Consider the following 23033-nt stretch of genomic DNA (forward strand, 5'->3'; position numbering starts at 1 on the left):
CTGTGATACAGCGTGTATGAACGGATGATTTAACCGTTGTTGTGGAGCCCGGGCTTATTGCTTCGCGGTGGAGAGGACCGTTCGATATGCTTGGATGTAACCGTCGACCATCCGGTCTACTGTAAAGTGGTTGGCTACGCGTTCACGGATCCGCTGGCGGTTTAGTTGATCGATATTTGTCAATGCTCGCTCCGCTTCTTCCAGGTTTTGCACGACAAATCCGCCTTGCCCTGGACCGACCACTTCCCGCACGGCGCCGCGGTCCAAGCCGATGACCGGGGTGCCTGTGGCCATCGCTTCAATTAACACTAAACCAAACGGCTCCGGCTGACGCACCAGGTGCAAAAGGGCATAGGTTTCTCGGAACAGGTGCTCTCTACCCTGGGCATCCACTGTCCCTACATAGATGATCCTTTGTCCATCGAGATGAGGGCGGATTTTCTGCTCAAAAAAATCTTTTTCCGATGCTGGAACGGGCCCTGCGATGATCAATCGCCGCCCGCTGCGTCGCGCCAGTTCTATGGCGTGATCCGTGCCTTTTGCGGCGCTGACCCGTCCCAAAAAGAGAAGCGACTCGCCGCCCTGTGGGAAAAAGGGAAAGAGGGAGAGATCGATCCCGTTGTACACATTGGCGACATAGTTTAAGGTGGGAACGGCAGTGCGTTCCGCATGACTGATGGAGACGTAGGGCAGGTGGCGGTAACGTTCAAAGACCATACGGGAGTCATCTTCGAGCATCGCCGCCCCATGCAATGTGGTGAGCATCGGCACCGATAAAAGGGATGCAAAAGGAAGTGGCCAAAAGTTAAGATGGTTGTGCAAGAGATCGATCTTGAGCGCATGCACTGCGCTGAGGGTTTCCCCGATATGGATCTGCTCCCAAGCCCGAGCCGGCCAGCTCGTATGCTCCGCTAAGGCCCCCGGAACCACGGCGTGAAGGTGCGCCGATGTCTTGGCATCGACGGTGGCGAATAAGGTGACCTTGATGCCGCGGGATACAAGCCCTTCAGCCAATTGGGACGCGATCAGCTCCCAGGGACCGTAGGAGTTGGGGGGAATGCGATGGGTGATCGGGGCGAGGATTCCGATATGCATAGTTCGCACCTCACCTTGTTCAGAGCGATTGCGTTTCTTCCTCGATCGTTACCGTATCCTCTCTCTCCGCGTTGAGGAGGAGTCGGTGAGAAATCTTTTTTTGTGCGGCAATCCAGATGGCTTCCGTCATCAGATAACTGAGCAAAGCTTCCGCCCCAGCGTTGGCATTTGGCCCATTGGGCGTCAGTCCATCATAGGCTGCGCCCTCTGCTTCATTGATCATCATCACGCCACGTGTGTTTTGTCCATAAAACCATCCGTGCGCCAGTTGAATCACTTGCCAATAGCGGGATTCTCCCGTTTGCTCCCAAGCGGCACTCGCCGCCAAAGCGATCTTAAAAATTTCTAACGGCTGTTGGTCCCAGGATGCCATCTTGGTTCGATCCCCCCAACCGTCGTTCCCTACCGGTCTTAAATGCGGCGGGTCTCCTGTCGTCATCACGCCGATCAGAAATTCGAGGCTCTCTTTTGCCGCATGCCGGACGGCTTCATTGTCGAGAAGCATTTGGGCTCGCCATAAACCCCAGGGTAAGAGAGCGTTGGCGTACGTGAGAAGGGGTTCAAACCAACGCCAATGCTGATCATGATTTTCTTCATAGAGTCTGAGCAGGCGAGAGGAAAGCGTCTCAAGCAGTTGAAAGCTCAACGTACGCTCGGTCTGTGAGAGGTCTCCGGGGTCGGTTTCGAGCAAGGTGCCGACAGTGGCCAAGGCATAAGCCATGGCCCGCGGCGCTTTGAAATGAAAGGCGTGGGGAAGTGCCTTGAGGTACAGCTCACGACTGAGCTCCCGATGGGCCTGGTGAGGCATTTTATAGCGGGCGTGTGCCAGGGCGTAGAGCGCGCGAGCGTCGCAATCATCGGAGGGGTGCTCCGGTTCTTTTTCGCGAGCGTAAGAAAAGTTATTATGAAAGCGGCCATCTTCTCGTGCGGCCCAAGCTAAGAAGGCTAGATACCGTTCGGACAATGCGAGGAGACGATCGCGCAAAGACGAAGGGGGCAGAAGGTCGGCCCACGTAAGCACGGTGAGCAGGGCACGGGCGTTATCATCGGTGGTATATCCTTCGCCGCGTCGTGGCAGAAGGTAGTGCCCGTGTTCCAAAATTCCCACATCGTCCGTCAAACGAAAGAGATGCCGAAAACGGATGCTCCATTTACCCATGTCGGATCAAGGCTCCCCTGTGGTTCATGAGCTTTTGCAACATGGTGAAAAAAAGGCGTCCCACAAAAGGCCAGCGCATCGTTCGTCCCAACAACTGCATGCGTTGTTCGATGGACCGATGAACTTCCTGATCCGTCAACAGCTCGATGATTTTCTCCGCCCATTGCCGTTTGGCCCCATAGGGAATGGTGAGATCGGGAAAATCCCGCAGCACATCACGGGCATAGGCGTATGGGGTGGTGACGATCGGACGCCCTAAACCGACTGCATAGGCCAGGGTGCCGCTGGTGATTTGCGCCATCCCCGGATAGGGACTGATATACAGATCGGTGACGGTGAGCAGCTCGGTCAGTTCTTCCTCGCTGAAAAAGCGGTTGATAAAACGCACATGATCGTTTAAATGCAAGGATTCGATGCGATCTTGCAGTTGTTGGCGATAGGCTTCTCCTTCCCTTTTTTTCACTTCAGGATGGGTAAGACCTGCGATCACGTAAAGAACATCCGGCGCATAAGGCACGATCATGCTTAAGATGTCCAGAAATTGATCGATGCCTTTGCCGGGGCTTAAAAGCCCAAAGGTTAAAAGGACTTTTCGTCCTTGCAACTTCCATTTGCTTCGCAAATGCGCCGGATCGACGTGAAGCGGCTCCGGTGCCCCGTGTGGGAGGTAATCAATAAGAGATTCGTCCACGCCAAATACTTTCTTAAGCCAGTCGATGCCTAAGCGGTTCATCACCACGATGCGAGTGCTGCGCTCTAGAATCTCTCTTTGTACCGGCGTGTAGGGAAGCCTCTCTTCCGGAAAGACCGTATGAAAGGTGGTGACCACCGGCTTTTTGAGGGCATCGAGAAAATGGAGAATGTATTCCCCGGCTTCACCGCCAAAAATGCCAAATTCGTGCTGCAGACTAACCACATCGATGTCGCTGGCGTTAACCCACTCGGCTGCGGCCCGGTAACCGGAGAGGTCTGTTTTGGACAAGGGGGTAATCTCCGGGGTAGAGAGGGTCCACTGCTCCGGGTAGACCGACAATACAGGCAGTGCGCTCGCCGGTAAGGCTTTGGAGCGCATCATGCCGGAACGCAGGTGTTTCGTGTAGGTGGCAATGCCGCATTTGGTAGGTGGATAGGTGCTGACAAAGAGGATTTTCACGGTTGAACCACCGCTTTCTGCGCGATCGAAGCGTCGGTAGATGGAAGGTCCAAGGAGGGCTTCGAGAACTTTTTGCGAGCGCGTTTGATCACTCCTCCGGAGATCACAAGACCCTCGCCCATCACCGTCGCATCCCCTAGGATGCTATTTTTAATTTGGCAGTGGGCAGACACACGCGCGCCATTCCAGACGATCGTCCGCTCTAGAGTCGTTCCTTCCCCTACCACGACGTTCGCACCGACAACGGCATAAGGGCCGATCACAGCGTTGTCGCCGATCACCGTTCCGTCGCCGATCATCACCGGGGGGCTAAGACGCACCCCTTTGCCGAGGCGGACCTTATGCCCTAAGCGAATGCCGGCATTTCGTTCGGGAGGAAGCTCTGGGATGACAAACTTCCCATCTAAAAGATCCCAATGGGCAATCTTATACCGTTCGGGCGTGCCCATATCCAGCCAGTAGCCTTCGATGCGGTGTCCAAAGACGCCTTCGCCTTGAGCGATCAGGTTGGGAAAAATCTCGCGTTCGATGGAGACTTCCCGGCCTATTGGGATGTAGGATAAAACTTTATGTTCTAATACATAGGCGCCGGCATTTACAAAATGGGAAGGCGCCTGATCACGTCGCGGTTTTTCCACGAAGCGTTCTATGGCTCCATTTTCCTTCAGGGATACGACGCCGTAAGCACTGGGATCATCGACTTCGGTTAGGGCAATGGTAACCGCGCCGCCGTGATCAAGATGTCGCTCCATCATCGCGCCGACATCTAAGAGATGGACCACATCTGCGTTGATCACGATAAAACGTTCTTCCAAAAAGGGTTCAGCATTTTTGATGGCGCCTGCAGTACCTAGAAGCCTCTCTTCTTTGGCGTAGACGATTCTCACGCCAAAACGTTCGCCGTTGCCAAAATGTTGTTCGATGATCTCCGGGAAATGCTTCACCGTCATTACGATGCTTTGCACTCCGGAAGCTTTGAGGTGGGTGACGAGAGATTCCAACCAAGGGCGATTGCCAAGGAGTGCCATGGGTTTCGGCAGATCGTCCGTAAGCGGTTGGAGTCTCGTTCCCAAACCACCGGCCAACAACAAGACCTGCATACTGGCTCCCTCCTCCAACATCCTTAGTATGTTATGCATAGACATATACATAAATAATTATGATCATAAGATTTTTTTCCGTCAAGATTCCGTGAAGCCTCCATACTCGTTCACTTTCCGCTTTGGATTTGGTACTTTGACCTGTAGAGACGTTCAGGGAATCGCCGAGTGTGCCAACTTTTTGCACAGGGTTAGAGTAAAATAATCATTGGTTGAGATGCAGGAAAAAGGTCTTAAAATGTCGAAAAGAGACCTTGTACACCCTTGTTAAGGAGGTCTCTTTTCGTGGAATTATTTAATTACATTAACAGTTTATCGCAACAAGCCGCAGAAGGCAAGATAGACTTTATACAATTTGGAGAAGGAAATCTTCAAGATGGTCAAAGTATTTGGTGCTTTGTTGATGGAAGAAATACTTGAACAAGCCGATGAGCTCATTTTTCAAAGTGAAGAACGAGATGGGAAAAGTGGAGGCATACGCCCAATGGGTATACAAACGCTCTTTGGAGAAATCCTGTATCGGCGGAGGATCTATCAAACAAAGGGGGGGGTGGAGCTACCCACTCGATGAAAAATTAGGGATTGAAAGCAAACAAACCGTAAGTCCTACGTTAAGTCAGATATCGGCATTTTTAGCCACACAGAACTCCTATCGCCAAAGCGCTCGTATCCTAGGACAACTTGAGCTTCATGTAAGTCATCAGCGAATTCACAAAGCGGTCCAAGAACAAGGAGAACGAATCAACAAACACAGAGAACAAATGCCGGAGAACGAAAAGAAGCGGGAAGCCAAGATCGTGCTCGTTGAATCGGATGGGGTCTATGTAAGCCTGCAAGGAAAAGACCGGAAGAAATATGGAACAACCCTGGAAATCAAAAACGGATGTATTTATGAAGGTTGGGAAGCGAAAAACCCGATCAAAAGAGAATACCGGCTTAAGAATCCAAAGGTGATCGCCACCACCAACTCCTCCAAAGAATATTGGCAGAAAGTAGACAACTATCTCCAAAAGACATATGAAATAGAAAAAGTGGGGCTATTCGTTTTTGGCAGTGACGGATCATCCTGGGGAAAAGAAGGGGCTGAGTTTTATGCAGGATCCCTACATCAGATCGACAAATTCCACTTTCATCGATGGGTTAAACAAGTCTTTGGATTTGGGGAGCCTGCAATGCTGGATACGCTAGAAGCCATGATTGAAGGAGATGACAAAGAAGGGTTTAAAAAATGGATGGAAACCAAGAAAAGGGAGGCGAAAGATAGTGAAAAGAGAAAAGAGAGCCAGAAGCTAGAAAAAACGATTCTGAAGAACTGGGAAAGCCTCAAAGACTACCGGAATCGAAGTGACAAAGTACCCGAGGAAGCGCGAGGGATAGGAAACATCGAAAACTTCAATGACCATCTTGTAGCAGACCGAATGAAAAAAAGAGGGATGAGCTGGAGCAAAGAAGGGGTAGAAAACCTGCTGCAAGTTAGAGCGGCTGTCCTCAATGGGGAATGGGAAGGGATTGAAAAGTGGATCTTTAATCTCGGCAAAAAAGAAGACCCTCAGCAAACCAACAAGGTAGACGAAACAGAACAAAAAGGTCCAGGGAGGCCAAAAAGGGGCGAACGTCGTCAGGAAGAGACGGGAGAGTGGTGTCAGGCGCACATGCCTGGTCTGACCGGTCCAAAAGCATGGCTTAGGGAATTTGGACGGAAGATCAATGAGACGATCTCAGCATTATAAAGAAATAAGAACATATAATCTATATATTTTGATGAGTCTAGGCAAAGAGATTTTGTGGATAGGTAAGCGGTTTGTGGCAGAAAACGAATAAGGTGAGTCGTGCCCGAAGGGTCGGAGTGAAGCTAGCGATGTGGAGAGCCTTTACATGGAGAGGCGCCCCTCATTAAGCGATTGCGAAGGCGGGCGCCCCCGAAGGGGGATTATTTCGCCCGCCAGCGTTTTTGGGGAGTATGAGGGGGCGCAGAGGCTCCATGTCAAGGCCACGACTCATAAAAATAAAAAAAACAAGGGGAAAAGCCAATGAGATATTGACAGTAACTTGCACAGGCCGTCATTTGACACCCCCTTCCATCCTTTGTTATACTGATCATGTGCTTAATTTCCGTGAAAAACGGAAAACGGGGGAACCAAGTTTTGGGGCGAATCAGCAGACCGTAAGGCTGTGTAGGGAACCATCTTTCCCGAGTCCGTCAGCTAACCTCGTAAGCGTTAGATGGGGTTATTTTTTTTTATTTTCTTCATGATCTTCCTTTCTTTGATTTTTAAGAATAATATTTTTATCTTTACCCCTCATCTAAGGCTGGAGGTTTCTCCCTGCTTTGTGATGGGGGTTTTGATTTTTTAGAAAGGAGTTTTATCCGTGGAAAAAATCGTGGTTAAGGGGCTTACGAAGATCTTCGGGCCTAGGCCGGAGGAAGCCCTGGAACGCCTAAAAAGGGGAGAAAAGAAAGAGAAGATTTATGCGGAGACGGGGATGACGGTCGGGGTGAACCAGGCTACTTTCGAAGTAAACGAAGGAGAATTTTTCGTGATTATGGGGTTATCGGGAAGTGGAAAGTCAACCTTGATTCGTCTCATGAACCGTCTCATCGAGCCCACTGCCGGTCAGATTCTGATCGACGGAGAAAATGTGGTAGAGATGGGGAAGAGGGAGCTTATTGAATTACGAAGGAAAAAGGTGGGGATGGTCTTCCAGCATTTTGCCCTCTTTCCCCACCGATCGATTTTAAAAAACGTCACCTATGGTTTGGAAGTGCAAGGAATCCCGAAGCATGAGCGGGAGGAGAAAGCCTTAGCCGCTTTAGAAACGGTCGGATTAAAGGGATATGAAGGGAGCAAGCCGGATGAACTGAGCGGCGGAATGAAACAACGGGTGGGCCTCGCCAGGGCATTGGCGAATAATCCGGACATACTTCTGATGGATGAAGCCTTTAGCGCCCTTGATCCTCTCATTCGTAAAGAACTGCAGGAGGAGATGATTCAGCTTCAGGAACGGCTTCATAAGACGATTCTCTTTATTACCCACGATCTGGATGAGGCGTTAAAACTGGGGGATCGGATCGCCATCATGAAGGATGGGGAGATCGTCCAGATTGGCTCTCCGGAGGAGATTTTGAAGAATCCCTCCAACGAGTATGTGGAGAAATTCGTCCAAGATGTGGACCGTTCGAAAGTCTTATTAGCCTCCCATGTGATGAAGAAACCGGACGTGGTCGCCACCTGGAGGGAGGGACCTCGGGTGGCGATTCACAAGATGGAGGAGCAGGGGATCTCCAGTATTTTCGTGGTAGATAAGGAAAGGAAGTTAAAGGGATTGTTAACCATCGATAACGCCTTGCGAGCCGTTCAAGAAGACCGGTGGGTGGATGAGTACCTGATCGATGAATTCCCGACCACTTCGCCGGATACACCCCTTCGGGACCTGATCGGTGTGGCGGTCAAGACAAAGTACCCGATCGCGGTGGTGAAGGAGGAGCGGCTGGTGGGCATCATCGTCCGTGTCTCCATTCTTTCAGGGCTTGCACTTGGCATGGAAGAGAAGGTGGAAGCGAAATGAATTTTTTTGAACTGCCATTGGCCGATTGGACCAATGCATTTGTAGAGGATTGGCTCATCCCTGTTCTGGGTGGCTATTTTAATGCGATCGGGAGTTTCATCTCTTTACTCCTGGAGGGTTTCCAGTCCTTTTTAATGGGAATCCCGCAAGTGATCATGGCCCTGCTCCTGATCGTTCTGGCATGGCGGACGGCGGGGAAAGGAGTGGCGGTATTTACTTTGGTGGGTCTGCTTTATCTCGGGTCGGTCGATCTCTGGGAAGAAGGAATGCAGACCCTCGCCATCGTCCTGGTTGCCACCCTCTTTTCACTAGTCATTGGGATTCCTGTGGGGATTTGGAGTGCGAAATCGGATTGGGTGGAACGGGTGGTTCGTCCGATCCTGGACTTTATGCAGACACTTCCTAGTTTTGTCTATTTGATTCCGATGATCCTCTTGTTTGGAATTGGCGGTGTTTCTGCGGTGATGGCCACCTTCGTTTTCGCCACGCCTCCCGCGGTTCGACTGACCAACCTTGGCATCCGCCAGGTACCCTCCGATGTGGTGGAGGCTGCTCAAGCTTTTGGTTCAACCCCTTGGCAAATCCTCACCAAGGTGCAACTCCCCCTTGCCCTCCCCACCATGATGGCCGGGGTGAACCAGACGATCATGATGGCTCTATCCATGGCCGTCATTTCTGCGATGATCGGGGCGTCGGGTCTAGGCTCGGTGGTTCTCTCAGGGATCTCCCGGGTGGATGCGGGACTGGGCCTCACCGGCGGGTTGGGGATCGTGGTGCTTGCCATTATTTTAGACAGAGTGACGGAAGGGTTGGGGAGAAAGAATCAATCATCATAAAAGGAGTGTTGCAGGTATGAAGAAAAGTTGGAACAAAGCGGTGTTACTCGGATTAGGGCTTTTTCTCTTTTTGGCCGGCATCGTAACCGGGTGCGGTTCAAACGGTGGGAATGTTCAAACGGGAGCAAGCGGCGGCTCCTCCGGAACGAAGCCGACCATCACCTTTGGCGTAACGCCATGGACCAGTACCATTCCACCCACGCAGGTAGCAAAGGCGATTTTGGAACAGATGGGCTACACGGTGAAATTGCAGGATGCCGATGCCGGGGTGGTTTATGCCGGATTGTCCAAAGGGGATATTGATGTATTCATGGATGCCTGGCTCCCCGATATGCATAAGAATTATATGGAGAAATATCAGGGTTCCATCGAAGATGTGGCCGTCAGTTATCCCGATGGGGAGTTGGGCTGGGTGATTCCCGCTTATGTGGAAGGAATCGAGTCGATTGAAGATCTAAAAGGAAAAGAGGAGTTATTCGGGAAGAAAATCTATGGGATTGAAGAGGGGGCGGGGATGACCATCACCTCCCGGGAGATGATTCAGGCGTATGGGTTGGATCTGGAGTACCAGGCTTCCAGTGAGCCGGGCATGTTAACCCAGGCGAAGCGGATGATTTCCGCGAAGAAACCGATTCTATTCCTAGGGTGGAGGCCCCATTCCATGTTCGTCCGGTGGGATCTGAAGGTGCTCAAGGACCCGAAGGACTTCTTTAAAACCTCCGAGGTCCATGTGCTGGTCCATAAGGGATTTGATCAAAAGGCTCCTGAGGCGTATCAGTTCCTGAAAAGATGGAGCATTCCCGTCGAGGATGTGGAAAAGATGATCCTCAACATTGAGGATGGAGCTAAGCCGGAAGACGTCGCGAAGGAGTGGATCAAGAATAATCAGGATAAGGTAAACCAGATGATGGGAAAATAAAGGAAGAAAGGAGGACAGATTCACTCTAATCTGTGCTCCTTCTTTCTGTCCGTTGCAACCTGATATATCGAAACCGATCATCGGTATCGTATGGTTGGTAACTACCCTGTTATTCTCGCTTTCGTCGATTCTGATGGTGATAATGAAAGATTGGTGGTTTCTATTCGGTTTCATTGGGGTATTGCTCTCACAAAAACTTTATCGATTATCATAACGGATGATTTGATTGAACCGCAAAGGTTGGCGAGTTGGCTTTCTTTTGGTAGAATATTTATGCTTCTCCCTATATTTAGCATCAACTTGAAGGAGGGTTATTATGAAGTGCGAGGTATGTGGTCATGATAATGCGGAGAATGCCGTATTCTGCGCTCAATGCGGCACATTGTTGAGAGATGCGGGAAGTGATGGGGTTCGCGAAGAGGTTGGTAAAGGAAGTGGCGAAGTACCAAAGGGCAACCAATGGACGGATGAAGCGAAGCGTATCTCGAGGAATTTTTTCGAGTTCTGTATGGGTAATTTAAGAAGCCCTTCCCAATTTGTGAAAGAAGTGGATCGGAACCAGCTTCTCAACGGTATTATTGTCATGATTCTCTTATCCCTCATCCCGCCGCTTTTTATGTACCTGTCAATGGTAAATACGCCATTTCGATCATTTGTTCGCATTTCCTTTTTTAATGTGGTGATTCAACCGTCCGTCTTTCTATTCCTCTTCTTCTTACTGATCACCGGGCTATTGTTCGTCGCTGTCAAGATGAAAGCGTTGGCCGATTTCCAAACGGTTATGGCCCGCTTCGGTGCCTCTCTAGTCTTGCCGGCCGCTTTTTCTCTTGCTGGTCTTGTTCTTGGCATTCTTTCAGCGCAGTTAACCATGTTCTTCATGGGATTCGCCTATATCGGTATACTTCTATCGATCTACATCACGTTGCAATCCTTTCAGCGGAATATGGTAAGCCGTCCCATCGATGACCTCTACTACTTTTTTGCCATTATCCTTGTTCTCATCATCATCGCAAGTATGTTCGCACAATCGATGGTCAAACATATTATTGGCCAGATCATGGTCCCATCTTTGTTCTAAATTGTATGGAGGATGAAGGGATGGTTCAATCGTTGTTCTTAGCGCATGGCGCTCCCACGTTGGCGTTGGAGGAGAATGCGTACACCCGTTTTTTGGAGGAGTTAGGCCGGAAGATGGGAAAACCTGATGCCGTTGTGATCTTTACGGCTCATTGGATAAGCCCTGTGCTATCCGTAACTTATCGGGATGATGCTTACGAAACCATCCACGATTTCGGCGGATTTCAGGAAGAGTTATACGCGATGGAGTACCCGGCGAAGGGTTCAACGGAAACGGCCTCCAGACTGAAGAATATATTTGAACAGGTAGGTATTCCTGTAAAACTGGATTCTTCACGAGGATTGGATCATGGATCTTGGGTGGTATTGCGCCGCATGTATCCTGCCGCCGACATTCCCGTGGTACAGGTCTCCGTCAACCCGGCATTGCCGATGAAGGAACAATATTTCATCGGAGAGTGCATCCGTCAATTAAGGGAAAAGGATATATTGCTCATCGGGAGTGGGGGGACGGTTCATAATCTGTTTAGCATCGAATGGGGAAGACGGACACCGGTTAGCTGGGCGGTGGAATTTGATGATTGGTTGGTGGAAAAAGTGCTCGCCAAAGATCTGGATGCTTTATTTCATTATGATCAATATGCTCCACACGCCCGCCGCGCCGTACCAACCCCTGAGCATTTCATTCCGCTTTTCATTGCGATGGGAAGCGGAGGACGGGAGACTCCGGAGCTCCTGCACCGAAGCTACGATTTCGGAAGCCTTAGCCACATCTGTTTTTCGTTCTGAGGCTGCAATGGATCGATAACACCCGCCGGCATCTTACGGGGAGATGTTGGTGGGTGTTTTATCTTCATTCTCTTCTTCCTCTTTCTTATTGCTCACCAGATATTGAATTCCCCTTTGTTCAAATTCCGTCATCCATTTGCGGAAAGCTTAAAGCGACTCCCTGACTACCCTTGTAGAAGGGGCCTCCAACCGGTCGGATGATCCGTTTTCCCCTTCGTAGAAAAACCTATATATTCTCATCCTTCCTGTACTATAATAAAAACGAATTATAAGTTAAAGGAAGGTTGCGGACAAATTTCCCGAAATCACAGACTTTGACGGTTCAAATCAGGATCATCCTTCCGCAATGAGGGACAGATGTCCTGGTAGCATTGTGTAGAATCCGGTATGATAGGAGTGGAAAGCGTGTTGCACCCTGAAATTCATGAAGTGATGGAGCGTTATCCCGAGCTCTACGAGATCCTTAAGCATTGCCCCTATGAGGTTTTACGGGAGTGGGAGTTTTACCAATATGAGCCAGGCAGATTGATCTGCCAACAAGGAGAGGTGCAAGACCGTCTTTTCATCGTCGTCGAGGGATTGCTCGACATTCATATCTTGGCTGAGAATGGAAGGAAATATACCCAGGCTGTTTATCGACGAGGAGATATTGTTGGGGAATTGGAAATCTTTGAGGGAAAGCCTTTTGTCAGCAATGTGGAAGCGCTGACAGAGGTAAAATTGATCGGATTACCCCGGGACCTTTTCCTCAAATGGATCGAGTTGGATCATCATTTCACCCTTTATCTTCTGCGAAAAGTGACGCGCCTCTTCTACGATCTGTCGCAAAAAGCGGGAGAAGATAAGCTTTATTCCCTCTACCACCGCATCTGTCGCCATCTGCTCTCCCATGTGGAGGGAAGAAGGCAGAATGGGGAGGAGATCAGGGTTGTAATGGACAAGCAGAAGCTCAGCCAGCAGTTGGCGGTTACACCCCGCAGCATCAACCGGGTCTTGCAAGAATTGAAGCAGAAAGGGATTCTTGAATTGGACAGCCACACGTTGAGAGTGAAAGACATTGAAAAGTTAAGAAAAGAGGAGATGCTCAGCAAATATGATTAGTGAGAGGGAGAAAAGCATGCACGTTGAAGTACAACCGCACATTCGCATTGGGGAGATCGAAGCGAAGTATGCAGTGCTTCCGGGAGATCCCGGCCGTGTGGAACGAGTGGCGCGGTATTTGGACGATCCTCGGGAGGTGGCCTACAACCGGGAATACAGGTCTATTCTGGGGAGGTACAAAGGAATTCCGGTGTTGGTGATCTCGACAGGCATTGGCGGGCCTTCCGTAGGCATTGCCGTGGAAGAGCTGCGCCGCATCGGGGTGACCACCATGATCCGGATCGGCAGCTGCGGCGCATTGCAACCGGGTATGCGGTTGGGAGACTTGGTGATTGCAAACGGTGCCGTGCGCAATGACGGGACATCGGATACCTATATTGAACGGGGATATCCTGCCATTCCCAATACGGATCTTCTCATGACGCTCCTTGAGACGGTGAAAGGGATGGGATTTCCTTATGTGTGCGGGCTTGTGCGCAGCCATGACAGTTTCTACACCGACCTGGAGGAAGAGATTGATCGCTTCTGGGGTGCGAAAGGAATCGTCGCCTCCGATATGGAGACGGCTGCCCTGTTTGTCATCGGCGGTTTAAGGAAACTCCGCGTCGCTTCCATTCTCAATGTGGTCGTGGAGGCGGAAGGAGAACTGGAAAGGGGGATCAATCAATATGTAGAAGAAGGGAACATGTCGGTTGTCGGGGAGGAAAGGGAGATCCAACTTGCCTTGGAGACGATTTTCGCAGATGCGAATCAAAAGTAAAAGCAAAGGAGGAACTGAAGATGAAAAGGAGAAGTGTATGGTCATTTCAATTCACGACGGCTGCCCTGGTCTTAATTCCTGCGGCGGTGGGGATTAACTACATCGGCAAGCTGTTTGCCGGCGTCCTGAAACTCCCGCTCTGGCTTGATTCGATCGGAACCGTGTTGGCGAGCATGTTGGCCGGTCCGATCATCGGCGCCATTTCGGGGGCGATCAATAACATCATCTACGGGCTAACGATGGATCCCATCTCTTTCGTATACGGGATTACCAGCATCTTCATCGGTCTGGTCGCTGGGATTATGGCCTACAAGGGCTGGATCGAAAATTGGGGTAAAGCGATCGTTGCGGGGCTTGTGGTCGGTTTGACGGCCGTGATCATCTCAACGCCGCTTAATGTATGGTTTTGGGGCGGACAGACGGGGAACTTCTGGGTAGATGCACTCTTTGCCGCAGTCATGGCTAACACCAATTCGATCTGGCTTGCCTCTTTTCTCGATGAACTGGTCGTGGATCTCGTAGACAAAGTATTGGTCGTATTGGTTAGCTACGCGATTTATAAAGGGTTGCCTCGCAGCATTCTGCAACTTTATACCGGCGACCATCACGTGGAGAGCTTGGACAAATAGGTGGATGGAAAGGGAGGGGTGTAGGTAGACGTGAAATCGATCAGCTTATACGTCGATCGGCAGTCGTTCTTGCATCGCATTGATCCTATATCCAAAATTTATTACATTATCGTGGCGATCCTCGTTCCCATTTTATTCCCCTCCCTCACCGTGGCCTTTGCGGTGATGGTCATAAGCCTTATTCTGCTCTTTCTGGGGAAAGTGGTTCGACAGACATTGCCGGTCTATGGGTTTGTCTTCTTCATCCTGATTACCGTCCTTATCATACAGACGCTCTTTTACCCCGGCAACGAAACGCCCGCCTACCGCATCGGTCAGATCGTGCTTTACCGGGAAGGATTCCTCTACGCCCTTACCATTTCCTTTCGGGTGATCAATATCGTTACTTCGTTTCTGATCCTCGTCTTTACCACGAAGCCCGCCGATTTGGTGGAATCACTGGTACGGAAAGGATTGTCGCCCCGTTTCGGATATGTGATCGCCTCCGTCTTCCAAATCGTACCGGAAATGATGTCCACCATGGGAAGGATTACCGATGCCCAGCGTTCCAGAGGAATGGAGACGGAAGGAAAATTAAGCGTCCGCATGAAGGCTTTCCTCCCCCTGATCGGTCCGGTTGTGCTAAGTTCCCTCCTCAACGTGAAGGAGCGGGCCTTGGCTTTGGAGGTAAGGGGCTTTAACGCAAAGGGAAAGAAGACGTTCCTGAATGAGGAAAAAAACTTTCTCGCTCCGACGGCGGTCCAATGGAGCCTCCTCGCCGTTATTCTCATCGCGATCATTTGGAGGATCATTCAATGAAGAAGGTCATGGTAGAGCATTTGAAATATCGCTATCCGGGTACTGAGAAACTCGCCCTCGATGACGTATCCTTTGAAGTGGAGGAGGGGGAGTTGATCGGGATCGTGGGGCGGAACTTGTCCGGCAAATCTACTTTGGCGCAGGCGATCGTGGGGCTGGTACCCCACTTTTACCGCGGCGCGTATGGCGGCAAAGTGATCGTCGACGGGATCGAGGTGCTGCATAGCACGGTGAGCGATATCTCGCGGAAGGCGGGTATCGTCTTCCAAAATCCGTTTACGCAGGTGACCGGTTCAAAACTTACGGTTTATGAAGAGGTCGCCTTCGGGCTGGAAAATCTGGGCGTGCCCAGGTCCGAGATGATAGAACGGATCGATGAAGCCTTAACTCTTCTGGGGATTTATGATTTCCGCCATGCCAATCCTTTCGACCTGTCCGGAGGGCAAATGCAGCGCATGGCGATTGCCAGTATCATCGCCATGCGTCCGGAAGTGATTATTCTCGACGAACCTACTTCGCAACTCGATCCGCAGGGAACGGAAGAGGTGTTCCAGGCGGTGCAGCGCTTAAGCCGAGAGGGAATGACGGTGCTGCTCATCGAGCATAAACTGGAGAAAGTGGCCCGTTATGCGGATAAAGTCCTATGGCTCGACGAGGGGAAAGTGGTGGCATATGACACCCCTTCCAAAGTCTTCTCTAGGGATGACTTGGAAGAACACGGCCTTGCGGCGCCCATCTATACGCAGATCTGCAAGGCGCTCAAACGTAAATCGCCGGACGGCGAGACCTATCCGGTTACGCTCGAAGGGGCTTATGAGGTGCTGAAGAGATGGAATTGATTCGTGTAGAAGAAGTATCATTTGCCTATCTTCCCGGCAAACCGGTTCTGGATCGGGTCACTCTCCGCTTCGACCGCCGCTCCACGGCGATCATCGGACAAAACGGAGCGGGGAAAACGACGTTGGTCAAGCTGATGAAAGGGTTGTTAAAGCCCTTTGACGGCGAGATCCTGATCGGAGACCTTTCCGTGAAAAAGGTGACCGCCGCATCTTTGGCCAAACGGATCGGCCTTATCTTCCAAAACCCCAATGACCAGATCTTCAAAGGGAATGTCTTGGAAGAAGTGATGTTTGGTCTCCTAAACATCGGCGTGGAACGGGAGGAAGCCAGGGCAAGGGCGATCCGGGCCTTGGAGATGGTGGAGCTGGAAGGGAAGAGGGATATGAATCCCCATGACTTAAGCCTGTCGCAAAAGAAACTGGTTTCGATCGCGGCGGTCGTGGCGATGGATCCGGAAATCATCATCTTTGACGAGCCGACGATTGCCCAGGATCATGCCGGCAAAGAGCGGATTAAGGAGATCATCCGCCATCTCGATGAGAAGGGGAAGCTGGTCATGACCATCATCCACGATATGGACTTTGTCGCCGAATGTTTTGAACGGACCGTGGTGATGAATCGGGGGAGAGTTCTGTTAGATGGCCCGACGAGAGAGGTTTTTTCCAGGGAGGAGGTACTAAAGGAGGCTTATCTCGAACCGCCGGCGGTGGCGCAGCTCGGCAAGCTGCTTGGTCTTTCGGAAACATTCCTGACGACGAAAGAGTTTATCGCCCACATGGAGGGACGAAAAAAGGGGTAATTCCCCTTCATGCCGGCATGGGGTTTGCGATCATCGATAGAAATGCCGCCCAGCAGGCGGCTTTTTTAAAACTTTCATGTAGCGGAAACTTCAGATAGACGTTCATCGGTACAAAAACACATCCCTTGCTTTTTTCTATCCTTACAAGGTATGGGAATTTCCTCTCACGAACAGATCCTTGAGGGTAAAATGAACACAGGGGGCGGTTGGAGAATCAACTTCCTCCTTCTCCTCAAAGGCCTGATGGAGCTGAAAGTGGAGGTTTTGGGGCGGTTCTTCTTTCTCTTCTTTTCTCATTTTCTCCCGCCTTCCATATAAAGATAATTCGATTCTATCATGGGTGGAATGAACCGTTAAGGGAGCAGGGGAAGCACTTCGTTTGAGGAGCGGGGAATTTTGCATGCTCAAACCGGATTGACAAACCTTTGATGGAGATCTATGATGGATAGTGAAAGTGGTACTGACCACATGACGACATGATAAACAAGCTGCATCCTGTTACGATTATAGGACAGTCGAATCGGAGTGTGATCCTTCTGATGGCCACCATCGATAAAAACAGTCGAATCCCGCTTTATTATCAATTGATGGAGATTATTATTGAGGAAATAGAGTCGGGAAAACTTCAGGAACATGATCAATTGCTGCCGGAGAGGGAACTTTGTGAAAAATACGGGATTAGTCGCGCTACCGTGAGACAAGCGATTCAAGAATTGGAAAAAGAAGGATATCTTTATAAACGGCACGGAAAAGGGACGTTTATCTCTCCCAAAAAAGTGAAACAAGACTTGATCCGTTTCTACAGCTTTACCGAAGAGATGAAGAAACTTGGGAAAACCCCTTCCTCGAAAGTGATTGATTTTGAAATTCTTGAAAGCGACATTCATATTGCGAAAAAAATGAATATATCAGAAGGGGAAAAAGTATATAAATTTACACGCCTACGGATGGCCGATGATCAACCGATGATGCTGGAGACGACCTATCTACCGTTTCAACGCTTTCCCGACATTACGCAACAGGAGCTTGAACAAAAGCCCTTATATGATATCTTGTCCGAACGATTTAAGGTAAGCTTTACAATGGCGGAGGAAAGTTTTCAACCCGTCAATACGAGAAAAAACGAGGCAAAGCTTCTCGATTATGGAGATCACCTTCCCAGTATGCTGATTGAAAGAATCACATACGATAAATTGGGCATTATTGAATATACGAAGGGAATTGCTAGAGGAGACCGATTTAAATACAGGGTGGTGTTAAATTATTAAAATAAAGGACATGATAAAAAAAGGAGAAGACAAAGTAGATGGTTTTTAAGTGATAATGAGGTCATGACGAGTGGATGTCCTATTCACTTTCATAGGAGAAGGAGAGGGTAACGATGCAGGCAGTATTGGGATATGATGACGCCCGTTTGAAGGAGATTCAGGGATTCGCAACGGCCAAGGAAATTGAGCAACAGCCGAGAGTTTGGAAAGAAACCGTGGAGATCGTTAAGAGAAATCGTGGGAAAGTCAAACCTTTCCTAGATAAGGTATTAAGTCTGGAGAATATTCGGGTGATCTTTACAGGTGCAGGAACATCCGCTTATATTGGGCACACCCTCGTTCCTTATCTAAACAAAAAATTTGCCCTACGAATGGAAGCGATTGCTACGACGGAGATCGTCTCTGATCCGGAGAGCTATTTACTCCCAGATGTCCCTACGTTGCTCATATCCTTTGCCAGGTCCGGCAACAGTCCGGAAAGCGTGGCGACGGTAAACTTGGCGGAGCAAATGATAAAGGAGCTTTACCAGATTGTGATTACCTGCAACCCTGAAGGGGAGTTGGCTAAAAAGACGGAAGGCAATCCCAACAAGATCCTGCTCTTAATGCCGGAGGATTCAAACGACCAAGGTTTTGCCATGACCAGCAGTTTTAGTTCTATGGCGATGGCTGGCCTGCTCATCTTTGAAAACCTTGATGAGATCGAGGAGGTGATCGATCGCATCGCAAAGGATGGAGCGCGGGTGCTGGAGAGGTACTCGGCCCCTCTTAAAGAACTGGTGAAGGAAGATATAGAACGCGTCGTCTTTCTCGGCTCTTCCGTCCTTAAAGGCCTCGCCACCGAATCGGCGTTAAAAGTGTTGGAATTGACGAGGGGAAGAGTGGTAGGAGTATATGAATCTCCATTAGGGTTAAGGCATGGCCCTAAAACGATTATCAACGAAAAGACGCTTATTTTCTCCTATCTTTCGACTCATGAATATACCCGTCGGTATGAGATGGATTTGCTGAAAGAATTATCGTCGGAGAAAAAGTATCTCAAACTGGTTGCGATTGCTCCCGGCCCAAATGACGAAATCGAGCGTATGGTTGATGCATTCTGGCCTATCCAGGACGAGACGCCAACGTATAGGGACGATGTTTATCTGATCTTCAATTATGTATTATTCGCCCAGATGTTCGCTTTGTTTAAATCGATCCAATTGGGAATCACACCGGATAATCCTGATCCGGAGGGGAGTGTGAACAGGGTCGTCAAAGGGGTGATCATCCATCCTTTTACGCCCGACATCCCCAATAGGCAACCATCATAAGGCATCGGCATCAGGCTTTTACGTCCTTTGTGTTAGACTTTCCAAGGCCAATCAATGAGGGGGGATTTTTATGGGTACGCCAAACATTTTACTGACACGCATTGATAATCGACTGGTCCACGGGCAAGTGGGGGTGACGTGGACCACGTCATTGGGGGCCAACTTATTGGTGGTCGTCGATGATCAAGTGGCAAAGGATCCCTTGCAGCAGCAATTGATGGCGGTTACAGCAGAATCTGCGGGGGTGGGAATCCGTTTTTTTACCGTGGAGCATACGATCAATATCATTCATAAAGCGGCACCCTCACAAAGAATCTTTATCATCTGCCGAACACCGGAAGAGGTAAAAAAATTGGTAGACGGGGGGGTGCCGATCAAAGAAGTAAACGTGGGCAATATGCATTTTTCCCAAGGGAAACGGCAAATCAGCAAAAAAGTTTACGTCGACGACAAAGATTTGGAAACTCTTCGCTACCTTCAATCAAAAGGTGTTCATGTGTTTATCCAGGATGTTCCTGGTGACCCCAAAGAGTATATCGAATAAGGAGGGATTCGCATGCATGACATTACGTTGATGCAAGGAATTGCATTAACGATCATGGCCATCATCGTGGGTGTCGATTTCTGGTTAGAGGGTTTATTTATCTTCAGGCCTATTATTGTAAGCACTTTAACCGGAATCATTTTAGGGGATTTGCAGACGGGTTTAATCGCCGGGGGATTGACCGAACTTGCCTTTGCCGGACTTACACCTGCAGGGGGGACCCAACCGCCTAACCCCATTTTGGCCGGTGTGATGACCGTAGTGATCGCATACACAACGGGAATTGATGCAAAAACAGCCATAGGTCTGGCTCTTCCTTTCAGTTTCTTAATGCAATATATCATCCTGTTTTACTACTCCAGCTTCTCCCTCTTTATGGCGAAGGCTGATCGATATGCGGAAGAGGCAAATACGAAGGGTCTCGTGCGGCTCAATATCTTGACCACCTCGATTGTAGCCGTAACCTATGGTGTCGTCGTATTCCTCAGCACCTATGTGGCCCAGGATCTTATGAGGGCTTTGGTGACCTCCATGCCCGCATGGTTAACCCATGGATTCGAAATTGCAGGAGGAATTTTGCCTGCCGTCGGTTTCGGAATGCTCTTAAAAGTGATGTTGAAAGGTCAATATGTCCCATATTTGATCGTAGGATTTCTCATTGCCTCCTTTATCCCTTTCTCCAATGTGTTGCCCGCAGCATTGGCAGGAACCGCTTTCGCATTATACGAATATTACACCTCAAGGGATAAAGCCGCACCTGCGCAGAAAATGGCCGTAGAAGGGGATGATTACAGTGAAGGAATCTAAGAAAGTTCTTACCAAGAGGGATATAACGAAGTTGGGACTGATCTCTTCCTTTCTGCAAGCCAGTTTTAACTATGAAAGGATGCAAGCAGGCGGTTTTACCGCTGCCCAGCTGCCGTTCCTAAAGAAGATTTACAAGGACGATAAAAAAGGCCTCTCTGAAGCCATGAAGGATAATCTGGAATTTATTAATACCCATCCCAACTTTGTTGGCTTTTTGATGGGACTGCTCCTCTCACTGGAAGAAGGGCGTGAGGACAGAAGCCTGATCAAAGGGTTGAAGGTGGCATTGTTTGGACCCTTGGCCGGAATTGGGGACGCGATATTCTGGTTTACCATTTTACCTATCGTTGCCGGTATCAGCGCCTCTTTTGCAGAACAGGGGAGCATATTGGGCCCCATTCTCTTCTTTTCCGTCTATTTGACCATATTTATCTTACGCATTGTGTGGACTCACCTCGGATATAATTTGGGGGTGAGGGCGATTGAAAAAATTAAGACAGGTTCCCAGACGATCTCCAGAGCGGCAACCATTCTAGGCGTTACGGTGATCGGGGCCTTGATCGCTTCTTACGTTCACATCACCGTTCTTTCTGCGATTCCCATCAATCCGGAGCACACGGTATCCTTGCAGAAAGATTTCTTTGATAAAATATTCCCCAATATTTTGCCCATGGCATATACGTTGCTGATGTTTTATTTCCTGAAAAAGAGAAGGGTGAATCCGACCGTTTTAATTGTTGCGACCTTTATCTTTGCCGTCCTCATGTCTTTCTTGGGAGTGCTATAAGATGAAGACGATCCTGATTCTTTGCGGGCATGGGAAGTACGCCTCAGGGGTAGGCTCGACGCTGGAAATGTTGGCGGGGCATCATGATGATTTACACTATCTGGATTTCACGGAAGATGAGACCGATGTGACCTTGAAGGAGAAAATGATCCGTATCGTGAAGGAACACGATGGGGCGCAAGTTTTGTTTGTCTGCGATCTTTTGGGCGGTACGCCTTATAAGGTTTCGGCAGAAATTGCAAATTTTAATCCCCATATGGAGGTGGTGGCCGGCTGTAATATCGCCTCCATCATGGAATCCCTTTTTCAAAAAGATGCTTTTCCAATTCAACAGTTGGCAGATTTCATCGTAGATGCCTCAAAACAAACGACGGTGAGGTTCCGAAAGTTAACGGGGAAAGAGGCAACCTTCGAAACGAACAACGAAGAGGGAATCTAAAGGGAAAAAACGGCAGGGTTGTTTAAACCATAGAACAACTCTGCCGTTAAAAATGAGGTGCGTCCGGATGAGAATTTTAGGGATAAACATTGAAGAACTCAAGAGAGTGAAGGGTTACCATACCTGTTTTGAGATGGCGAACCAGCCTGATTTATGGCGGGAAGGGGTGAAGATCGTCGGAGAATATAAAGAGAAGATCGAATCCTTTTTGAATCAAGTAAATGGGGTGGAAGGATTAAAAATCTATTTGGTCGGTGCGGGCAGTTCTGCCAAAGCCGCCTCCATTGTGCAAAATTACCTGCAACGGGTTACGGAGAAGGAAGTGGTCTCTGTTCCATCCACTACGTTCATCACCCATTCGGATCATTACATTCGGAGTGACACCCCCTTATTGTTGGTTTCATTTAGCAGCTCGGGAAATACGACGGAAGCGTTGGAAGCCATACGCATTTTTAAAGAGAAAAGCAGGAAGGTGTATCAACTATTACTTATTTGTTCTGAGGAGGGGGAAATTGTAAAAAAATATGCCCGGGAGGAGGGGGTTTTGTATGTTCCTATCCCCAAAGGGACAAAGGGAAGGAGTTTTGCCGCAACGGGAGAATTTACCTTATTGATCCTATATGCGTTGATGATTTTTGATATTCATCGATACGATTATTATAAAAAAATGTTTGATCCTATTATATCGGACGCCGAGAGGTTCTTCCGGGAAGAGATCTATAAAGTGCATGCCGTTGCCAACCGGAATTACGATACGATCGTTGGCCTAGGGTCCGGCGCATTGCTTTACTTGGCCTCAGAGATGTGCTTAAAAGTTAGCGAATTGACCGGAGGTCTTCAGAGCACCGAATACCATTCCATCTTAGAATTTAGACATGGACCGAAATTAATCATGAATTCCCGTTCATTGCTCACCTTCTTTTTTAGCCCGGATCCCCATGCCAAGCGGTATGAAGTCGATATGCTCAAGGAATGCTACCGGGATAAAAAAAATAGCTATATTGCGGCGCTCTCCATGGACTACGACGAAGAAATTGATGAGAATAGCGATATATATATTTACTTCAACGAAGGGAAGTTTGCGTACGTGGATGAATCCCATGTGGTCTTCCAATATTCCTTATATTTGCAGGCTCTCGCGATCTTGAAATCGATTCAGCTTAATATCTCCCCCGATCAGCCGGACCGCACCGGCGCAGTTCATAAGGTTGCACAGGGAGTAAACCTATATAGAAAAGAATAAAGGGGAGTTG

At 49.2% G+C, this 23033-nt stretch carries 24 protein-coding genes, 1 pseudogene and 1 riboswitch; of the genes and pseudogenes, 20 read left to right on the forward strand and 5 right to left on the reverse strand.

Annotation, left to right across the window (positions count from 1 at the left end):
- Nucleotides 1–54: 54 nt before the first annotated feature.
- The 4 genes from THEAE_RS0107800 to THEAE_RS20405 are packed head-to-tail and all read right to left on the reverse strand — an operon-like array spanning nucleotide 55 to nucleotide 4507.
- Nucleotides 55–1095 (reverse strand): glycosyltransferase family 4 protein, encoded by a 1041-nt coding sequence (locus THEAE_RS0107800; RefSeq protein WP_028987082.1) that lies wholly within the window; start codon nucleotides 1093–1095, stop codon nucleotides 55–57.
- A gap of 19 nt (nucleotides 1096–1114) precedes the next feature.
- The gene (locus tag THEAE_RS0107805; RefSeq protein ID WP_028987083.1) at nucleotides 1115–2254 is read right to left on the reverse strand and encodes a hypothetical protein; all 1140 of its coding nucleotides are present in this window, start codon (nucleotides 2252–2254) and stop codon (nucleotides 1115–1117) included.
- Nucleotides 2247–3407 (reverse strand): glycosyltransferase, encoded by a 1161-nt coding sequence (locus THEAE_RS20400; protein ID WP_052329856.1) that lies wholly within the window; start codon nucleotides 3405–3407, stop codon nucleotides 2247–2249. Before THEAE_RS20400 ends, THEAE_RS0107805 begins: the two co-directional genes overlap by 8 nt.
- The gene (locus THEAE_RS20405; protein WP_084213482.1) at nucleotides 3404–4507 is read right to left on the reverse strand and encodes a nucleotidyltransferase family protein; all 1104 of its coding nucleotides are present in this window, start codon (nucleotides 4505–4507) and stop codon (nucleotides 3404–3406) included. The genes THEAE_RS20400 and THEAE_RS20405 overlap by 4 nt, the downstream gene beginning before the upstream one ends.
- A gap of 285 nt (nucleotides 4508–4792) precedes the next feature.
- On the opposite strand from THEAE_RS20405, the gene THEAE_RS23690 reads away from it, so the two are divergent.
- From THEAE_RS23690 to THEAE_RS0107895, 13 genes and pseudogenes are all read left to right on the forward strand, one after another.
- Nucleotides 4793–4927, forward strand: coding sequence for a hypothetical protein (locus tag THEAE_RS23690; protein WP_281169563.1), 135 nt, complete (start codon nucleotides 4793–4795; stop codon nucleotides 4925–4927).
- Nucleotides 4911–6237, forward strand: a pseudogene (locus THEAE_RS0107825) (ISLre2 family transposase). Before THEAE_RS23690 ends, THEAE_RS0107825 begins: the two are co-directional and overlap by 17 nt.
- 362 nt (nucleotides 6238–6599) lie before the next feature.
- Nucleotides 6600–6741, forward strand: a riboswitch (cyclic di-AMP (ydaO/yuaA leader).
- A 136-nt stretch (nucleotides 6742–6877) separates the two neighbouring features.
- Entirely contained in the window at nucleotides 6878–8074 is a 1197-nt protein-coding gene (locus THEAE_RS0107840; protein WP_028987085.1) for a quaternary amine ABC transporter ATP-binding protein, read from the forward strand.
- Nucleotides 8071–8910, forward strand: a complete 840-nt coding sequence (locus THEAE_RS0107845) for an ABC transporter permease (protein ID WP_028987086.1) — start codon at nucleotides 8071–8073, stop codon at nucleotides 8908–8910. The genes THEAE_RS0107840 and THEAE_RS0107845 overlap by 4 nt, the downstream gene beginning before the upstream one ends.
- A 16-nt stretch (nucleotides 8911–8926) precedes the next feature.
- On the forward strand, nucleotides 8927–9829 hold the full coding sequence (locus THEAE_RS0107850; RefSeq protein ID WP_028987087.1) for a glycine betaine ABC transporter substrate-binding protein: 903 nt from the start codon (nucleotides 8927–8929) through the stop codon (nucleotides 9827–9829).
- A gap of 316 nt (nucleotides 9830–10145) precedes the next feature.
- Entirely contained in the window at nucleotides 10146–10907 is a 762-nt protein-coding gene (locus THEAE_RS0107855) for a zinc ribbon domain-containing protein (RefSeq protein ID WP_028987088.1), read from the forward strand.
- Between the two features lie 20 nt (nucleotides 10908–10927).
- Nucleotides 10928–11695: a DODA-type extradiol aromatic ring-opening family dioxygenase gene (locus tag THEAE_RS0107860; RefSeq protein WP_028987089.1), complete on the forward strand. Its 768-nt coding sequence runs from the start codon at nucleotides 10928–10930 to the stop codon at nucleotides 11693–11695.
- A 405-nt stretch (nucleotides 11696–12100) separates the two neighbouring features.
- Entirely contained in the window at nucleotides 12101–12796 is a 696-nt protein-coding gene (locus THEAE_RS0107870; protein ID WP_028987090.1) for a Crp/Fnr family transcriptional regulator, read from the forward strand.
- Nucleotides 12797–12812: 16 nt separating this feature from the next.
- Nucleotides 12813–13556 (forward strand): nucleoside phosphorylase, encoded by a 744-nt coding sequence (locus THEAE_RS0107875; protein ID WP_028987091.1) that lies wholly within the window; start codon nucleotides 12813–12815, stop codon nucleotides 13554–13556.
- A 20-nt stretch (nucleotides 13557–13576) separates the two neighbouring features.
- Nucleotides 13577–14185, forward strand: coding sequence for an ECF transporter S component (locus THEAE_RS0107880; RefSeq protein ID WP_028987092.1), 609 nt, complete (start codon nucleotides 13577–13579; stop codon nucleotides 14183–14185).
- A gap of 30 nt (nucleotides 14186–14215) precedes the next feature.
- Entirely contained in the window at nucleotides 14216–14983 is a 768-nt protein-coding gene (locus THEAE_RS0107885) for an energy-coupling factor transporter transmembrane component T family protein (protein WP_028987093.1), read from the forward strand.
- The gene (locus THEAE_RS0107890; RefSeq protein WP_028987094.1) at nucleotides 14980–15822 is read left to right on the forward strand and encodes an energy-coupling factor ABC transporter ATP-binding protein; all 843 of its coding nucleotides are present in this window, start codon (nucleotides 14980–14982) and stop codon (nucleotides 15820–15822) included. Before THEAE_RS0107885 ends, THEAE_RS0107890 begins: the two co-directional genes overlap by 4 nt.
- Nucleotides 15813–16622 carry an ATP-binding cassette domain-containing protein gene (locus THEAE_RS0107895; RefSeq protein WP_028987095.1) on the forward strand — a complete coding sequence of 270 codons (810 nt, stop codon included), beginning with the start codon at nucleotides 15813–15815 and terminating at the stop codon, nucleotides 16620–16622. Before THEAE_RS0107890 ends, THEAE_RS0107895 begins: the two co-directional genes overlap by 10 nt.
- 141 nt (nucleotides 16623–16763) lie before the next feature.
- On the opposite strand, the gene THEAE_RS22960 is transcribed toward THEAE_RS0107895, so the two are convergent.
- Nucleotides 16764–16919: a hypothetical protein gene (locus tag THEAE_RS22960; RefSeq protein WP_156920578.1), complete on the reverse strand. Its 156-nt coding sequence runs from the start codon at nucleotides 16917–16919 to the stop codon at nucleotides 16764–16766.
- Between the two features lie 242 nt (nucleotides 16920–17161).
- Here THEAE_RS22960 and THEAE_RS0107905 point away from each other — a divergent pair, with 242 nt between their 5' ends.
- The 7 genes from THEAE_RS0107905 to THEAE_RS0107935 all read left to right on the forward strand — a co-directional run bounded on the left by THEAE_RS0107905 (nucleotide 17162) and on the right by THEAE_RS0107935 (nucleotide 23023).
- Nucleotides 17162–17890, forward strand: coding sequence for a GntR family transcriptional regulator (locus THEAE_RS0107905; RefSeq protein WP_028987097.1), 729 nt, complete (start codon nucleotides 17162–17164; stop codon nucleotides 17888–17890).
- Between the two features lie 113 nt (nucleotides 17891–18003).
- Nucleotides 18004–19203 carry an SIS domain-containing protein gene (locus tag THEAE_RS0107910; protein ID WP_028987098.1) on the forward strand — a complete coding sequence of 400 codons (1200 nt, stop codon included), beginning with the start codon at nucleotides 18004–18006 and terminating at the stop codon, nucleotides 19201–19203.
- A gap of 70 nt (nucleotides 19204–19273) precedes the next feature.
- Entirely contained in the window at nucleotides 19274–19747 is a 474-nt protein-coding gene (gene agaB / locus THEAE_RS0107915; protein WP_005589217.1) for a PTS galactosamine transporter subunit IIB, read from the forward strand.
- A gap of 12 nt (nucleotides 19748–19759) precedes the next feature.
- The gene (gene agaC / locus THEAE_RS0107920; protein ID WP_028987099.1) at nucleotides 19760–20554 is read left to right on the forward strand and encodes a PTS galactosamine transporter subunit IIC; all 795 of its coding nucleotides are present in this window, start codon (nucleotides 19760–19762) and stop codon (nucleotides 20552–20554) included.
- Nucleotides 20532–21341 carry a PTS galactosamine transporter subunit IID gene (gene agaD / locus THEAE_RS0107925; RefSeq protein WP_039944347.1) on the forward strand — a complete coding sequence of 270 codons (810 nt, stop codon included), beginning with the start codon at nucleotides 20532–20534 and terminating at the stop codon, nucleotides 21339–21341. Before agaC ends, agaD begins: the two co-directional genes overlap by 23 nt.
- Nucleotide 21342: 1 nt before the next feature.
- Nucleotides 21343–21780 (forward strand): PTS sugar transporter subunit IIA, encoded by a 438-nt coding sequence (locus tag THEAE_RS0107930; RefSeq protein WP_028987101.1) that lies wholly within the window; start codon nucleotides 21343–21345, stop codon nucleotides 21778–21780.
- Between the two features lie 67 nt (nucleotides 21781–21847).
- On the forward strand, nucleotides 21848–23023 hold the full coding sequence (locus tag THEAE_RS0107935) for an SIS domain-containing protein (RefSeq protein ID WP_028987102.1): 1176 nt from the start codon (nucleotides 21848–21850) through the stop codon (nucleotides 23021–23023).
- Nucleotides 23024–23033: the final 10 nt, after the last annotated feature.

It is taken from the genome of Thermicanus aegyptius DSM 12793 (genome assembly GCF_000510645.1).
GTDB classification, from domain to species: domain Bacteria; phylum Bacillota; class Bacilli; order Thermicanales; family Thermicanaceae; genus Thermicanus; species Thermicanus aegyptius.

Excerpts from the sequence above, each read along its gene's own strand:
- THEAE_RS0107890 (WP_028987094.1), top strand. The coding sequence starts at position 14,980 with ATGAAGAAGGTCATGGTAGAGCATTTGAAATATCGCTATCCGGGTACT.
- THEAE_RS0107880 (WP_028987092.1), top strand. The coding sequence starts at position 13,577 with ATGAAAAGGAGAAGTGTATGGTCATTTCAATTCACGACGGCTGCCCTG.
- THEAE_RS0107910 (WP_028987098.1), top strand. The coding sequence starts at position 18,004 with ATGCAGGCAGTATTGGGATATGATGACGCCCGTTTGAAGGAGATTCAG.
- THEAE_RS22960 (WP_156920578.1), bottom strand. The coding sequence starts at position 16,919 with ATGAGAAAAGAAGAGAAAGAAGAACCGCCCCAAAACCTCCACTTTCAG.
- THEAE_RS0107850 (WP_028987087.1), top strand. The coding sequence starts at position 8,927 with ATGAAGAAAAGTTGGAACAAAGCGGTGTTACTCGGATTAGGGCTTTTT.
- THEAE_RS0107855 (WP_028987088.1), top strand. The coding sequence starts at position 10,146 with ATGAAGTGCGAGGTATGTGGTCATGATAATGCGGAGAATGCCGTATTC.
- THEAE_RS0107905 (WP_028987097.1), top strand. The coding sequence starts at position 17,162 with ATGGCCACCATCGATAAAAACAGTCGAATCCCGCTTTATTATCAATTG.
- THEAE_RS0107895 (WP_028987095.1), top strand. The coding sequence starts at position 15,813 with ATGGAATTGATTCGTGTAGAAGAAGTATCATTTGCCTATCTTCCCGGC.
- THEAE_RS0107930 (WP_028987101.1), top strand. The coding sequence starts at position 21,343 with ATGAAGACGATCCTGATTCTTTGCGGGCATGGGAAGTACGCCTCAGGG.
- THEAE_RS0107860 (WP_028987089.1), top strand. The coding sequence starts at position 10,928 with ATGGTTCAATCGTTGTTCTTAGCGCATGGCGCTCCCACGTTGGCGTTG.
- agaD (WP_039944347.1), top strand. The coding sequence starts at position 20,532 with ATGATTACAGTGAAGGAATCTAAGAAAGTTCTTACCAAGAGGGATATA.
- THEAE_RS0107875 (WP_028987091.1), top strand. The coding sequence starts at position 12,813 with ATGCACGTTGAAGTACAACCGCACATTCGCATTGGGGAGATCGAAGCG.
- THEAE_RS0107845 (WP_028987086.1), top strand. The coding sequence starts at position 8,071 with ATGAATTTTTTTGAACTGCCATTGGCCGATTGGACCAATGCATTTGTA.
- agaB (WP_005589217.1), top strand. The coding sequence starts at position 19,274 with ATGGGTACGCCAAACATTTTACTGACACGCATTGATAATCGACTGGTC.
- THEAE_RS0107800 (WP_028987082.1), bottom strand. The coding sequence starts at position 1,095 with ATGCATATCGGAATCCTCGCCCCGATCACCCATCGCATTCCCCCCAAC.
- THEAE_RS0107805 (WP_028987083.1), bottom strand. The coding sequence starts at position 2,254 with ATGGGTAAATGGAGCATCCGTTTTCGGCATCTCTTTCGTTTGACGGAC.
- agaC (WP_028987099.1), top strand. The coding sequence starts at position 19,760 with ATGCATGACATTACGTTGATGCAAGGAATTGCATTAACGATCATGGCC.
- THEAE_RS20405 (WP_084213482.1), bottom strand. The coding sequence starts at position 4,507 with ATGCAGGTCTTGTTGTTGGCCGGTGGTTTGGGAACGAGACTCCAACCG.
- THEAE_RS0107935 (WP_028987102.1), top strand. The coding sequence starts at position 21,848 with ATGAGAATTTTAGGGATAAACATTGAAGAACTCAAGAGAGTGAAGGGT.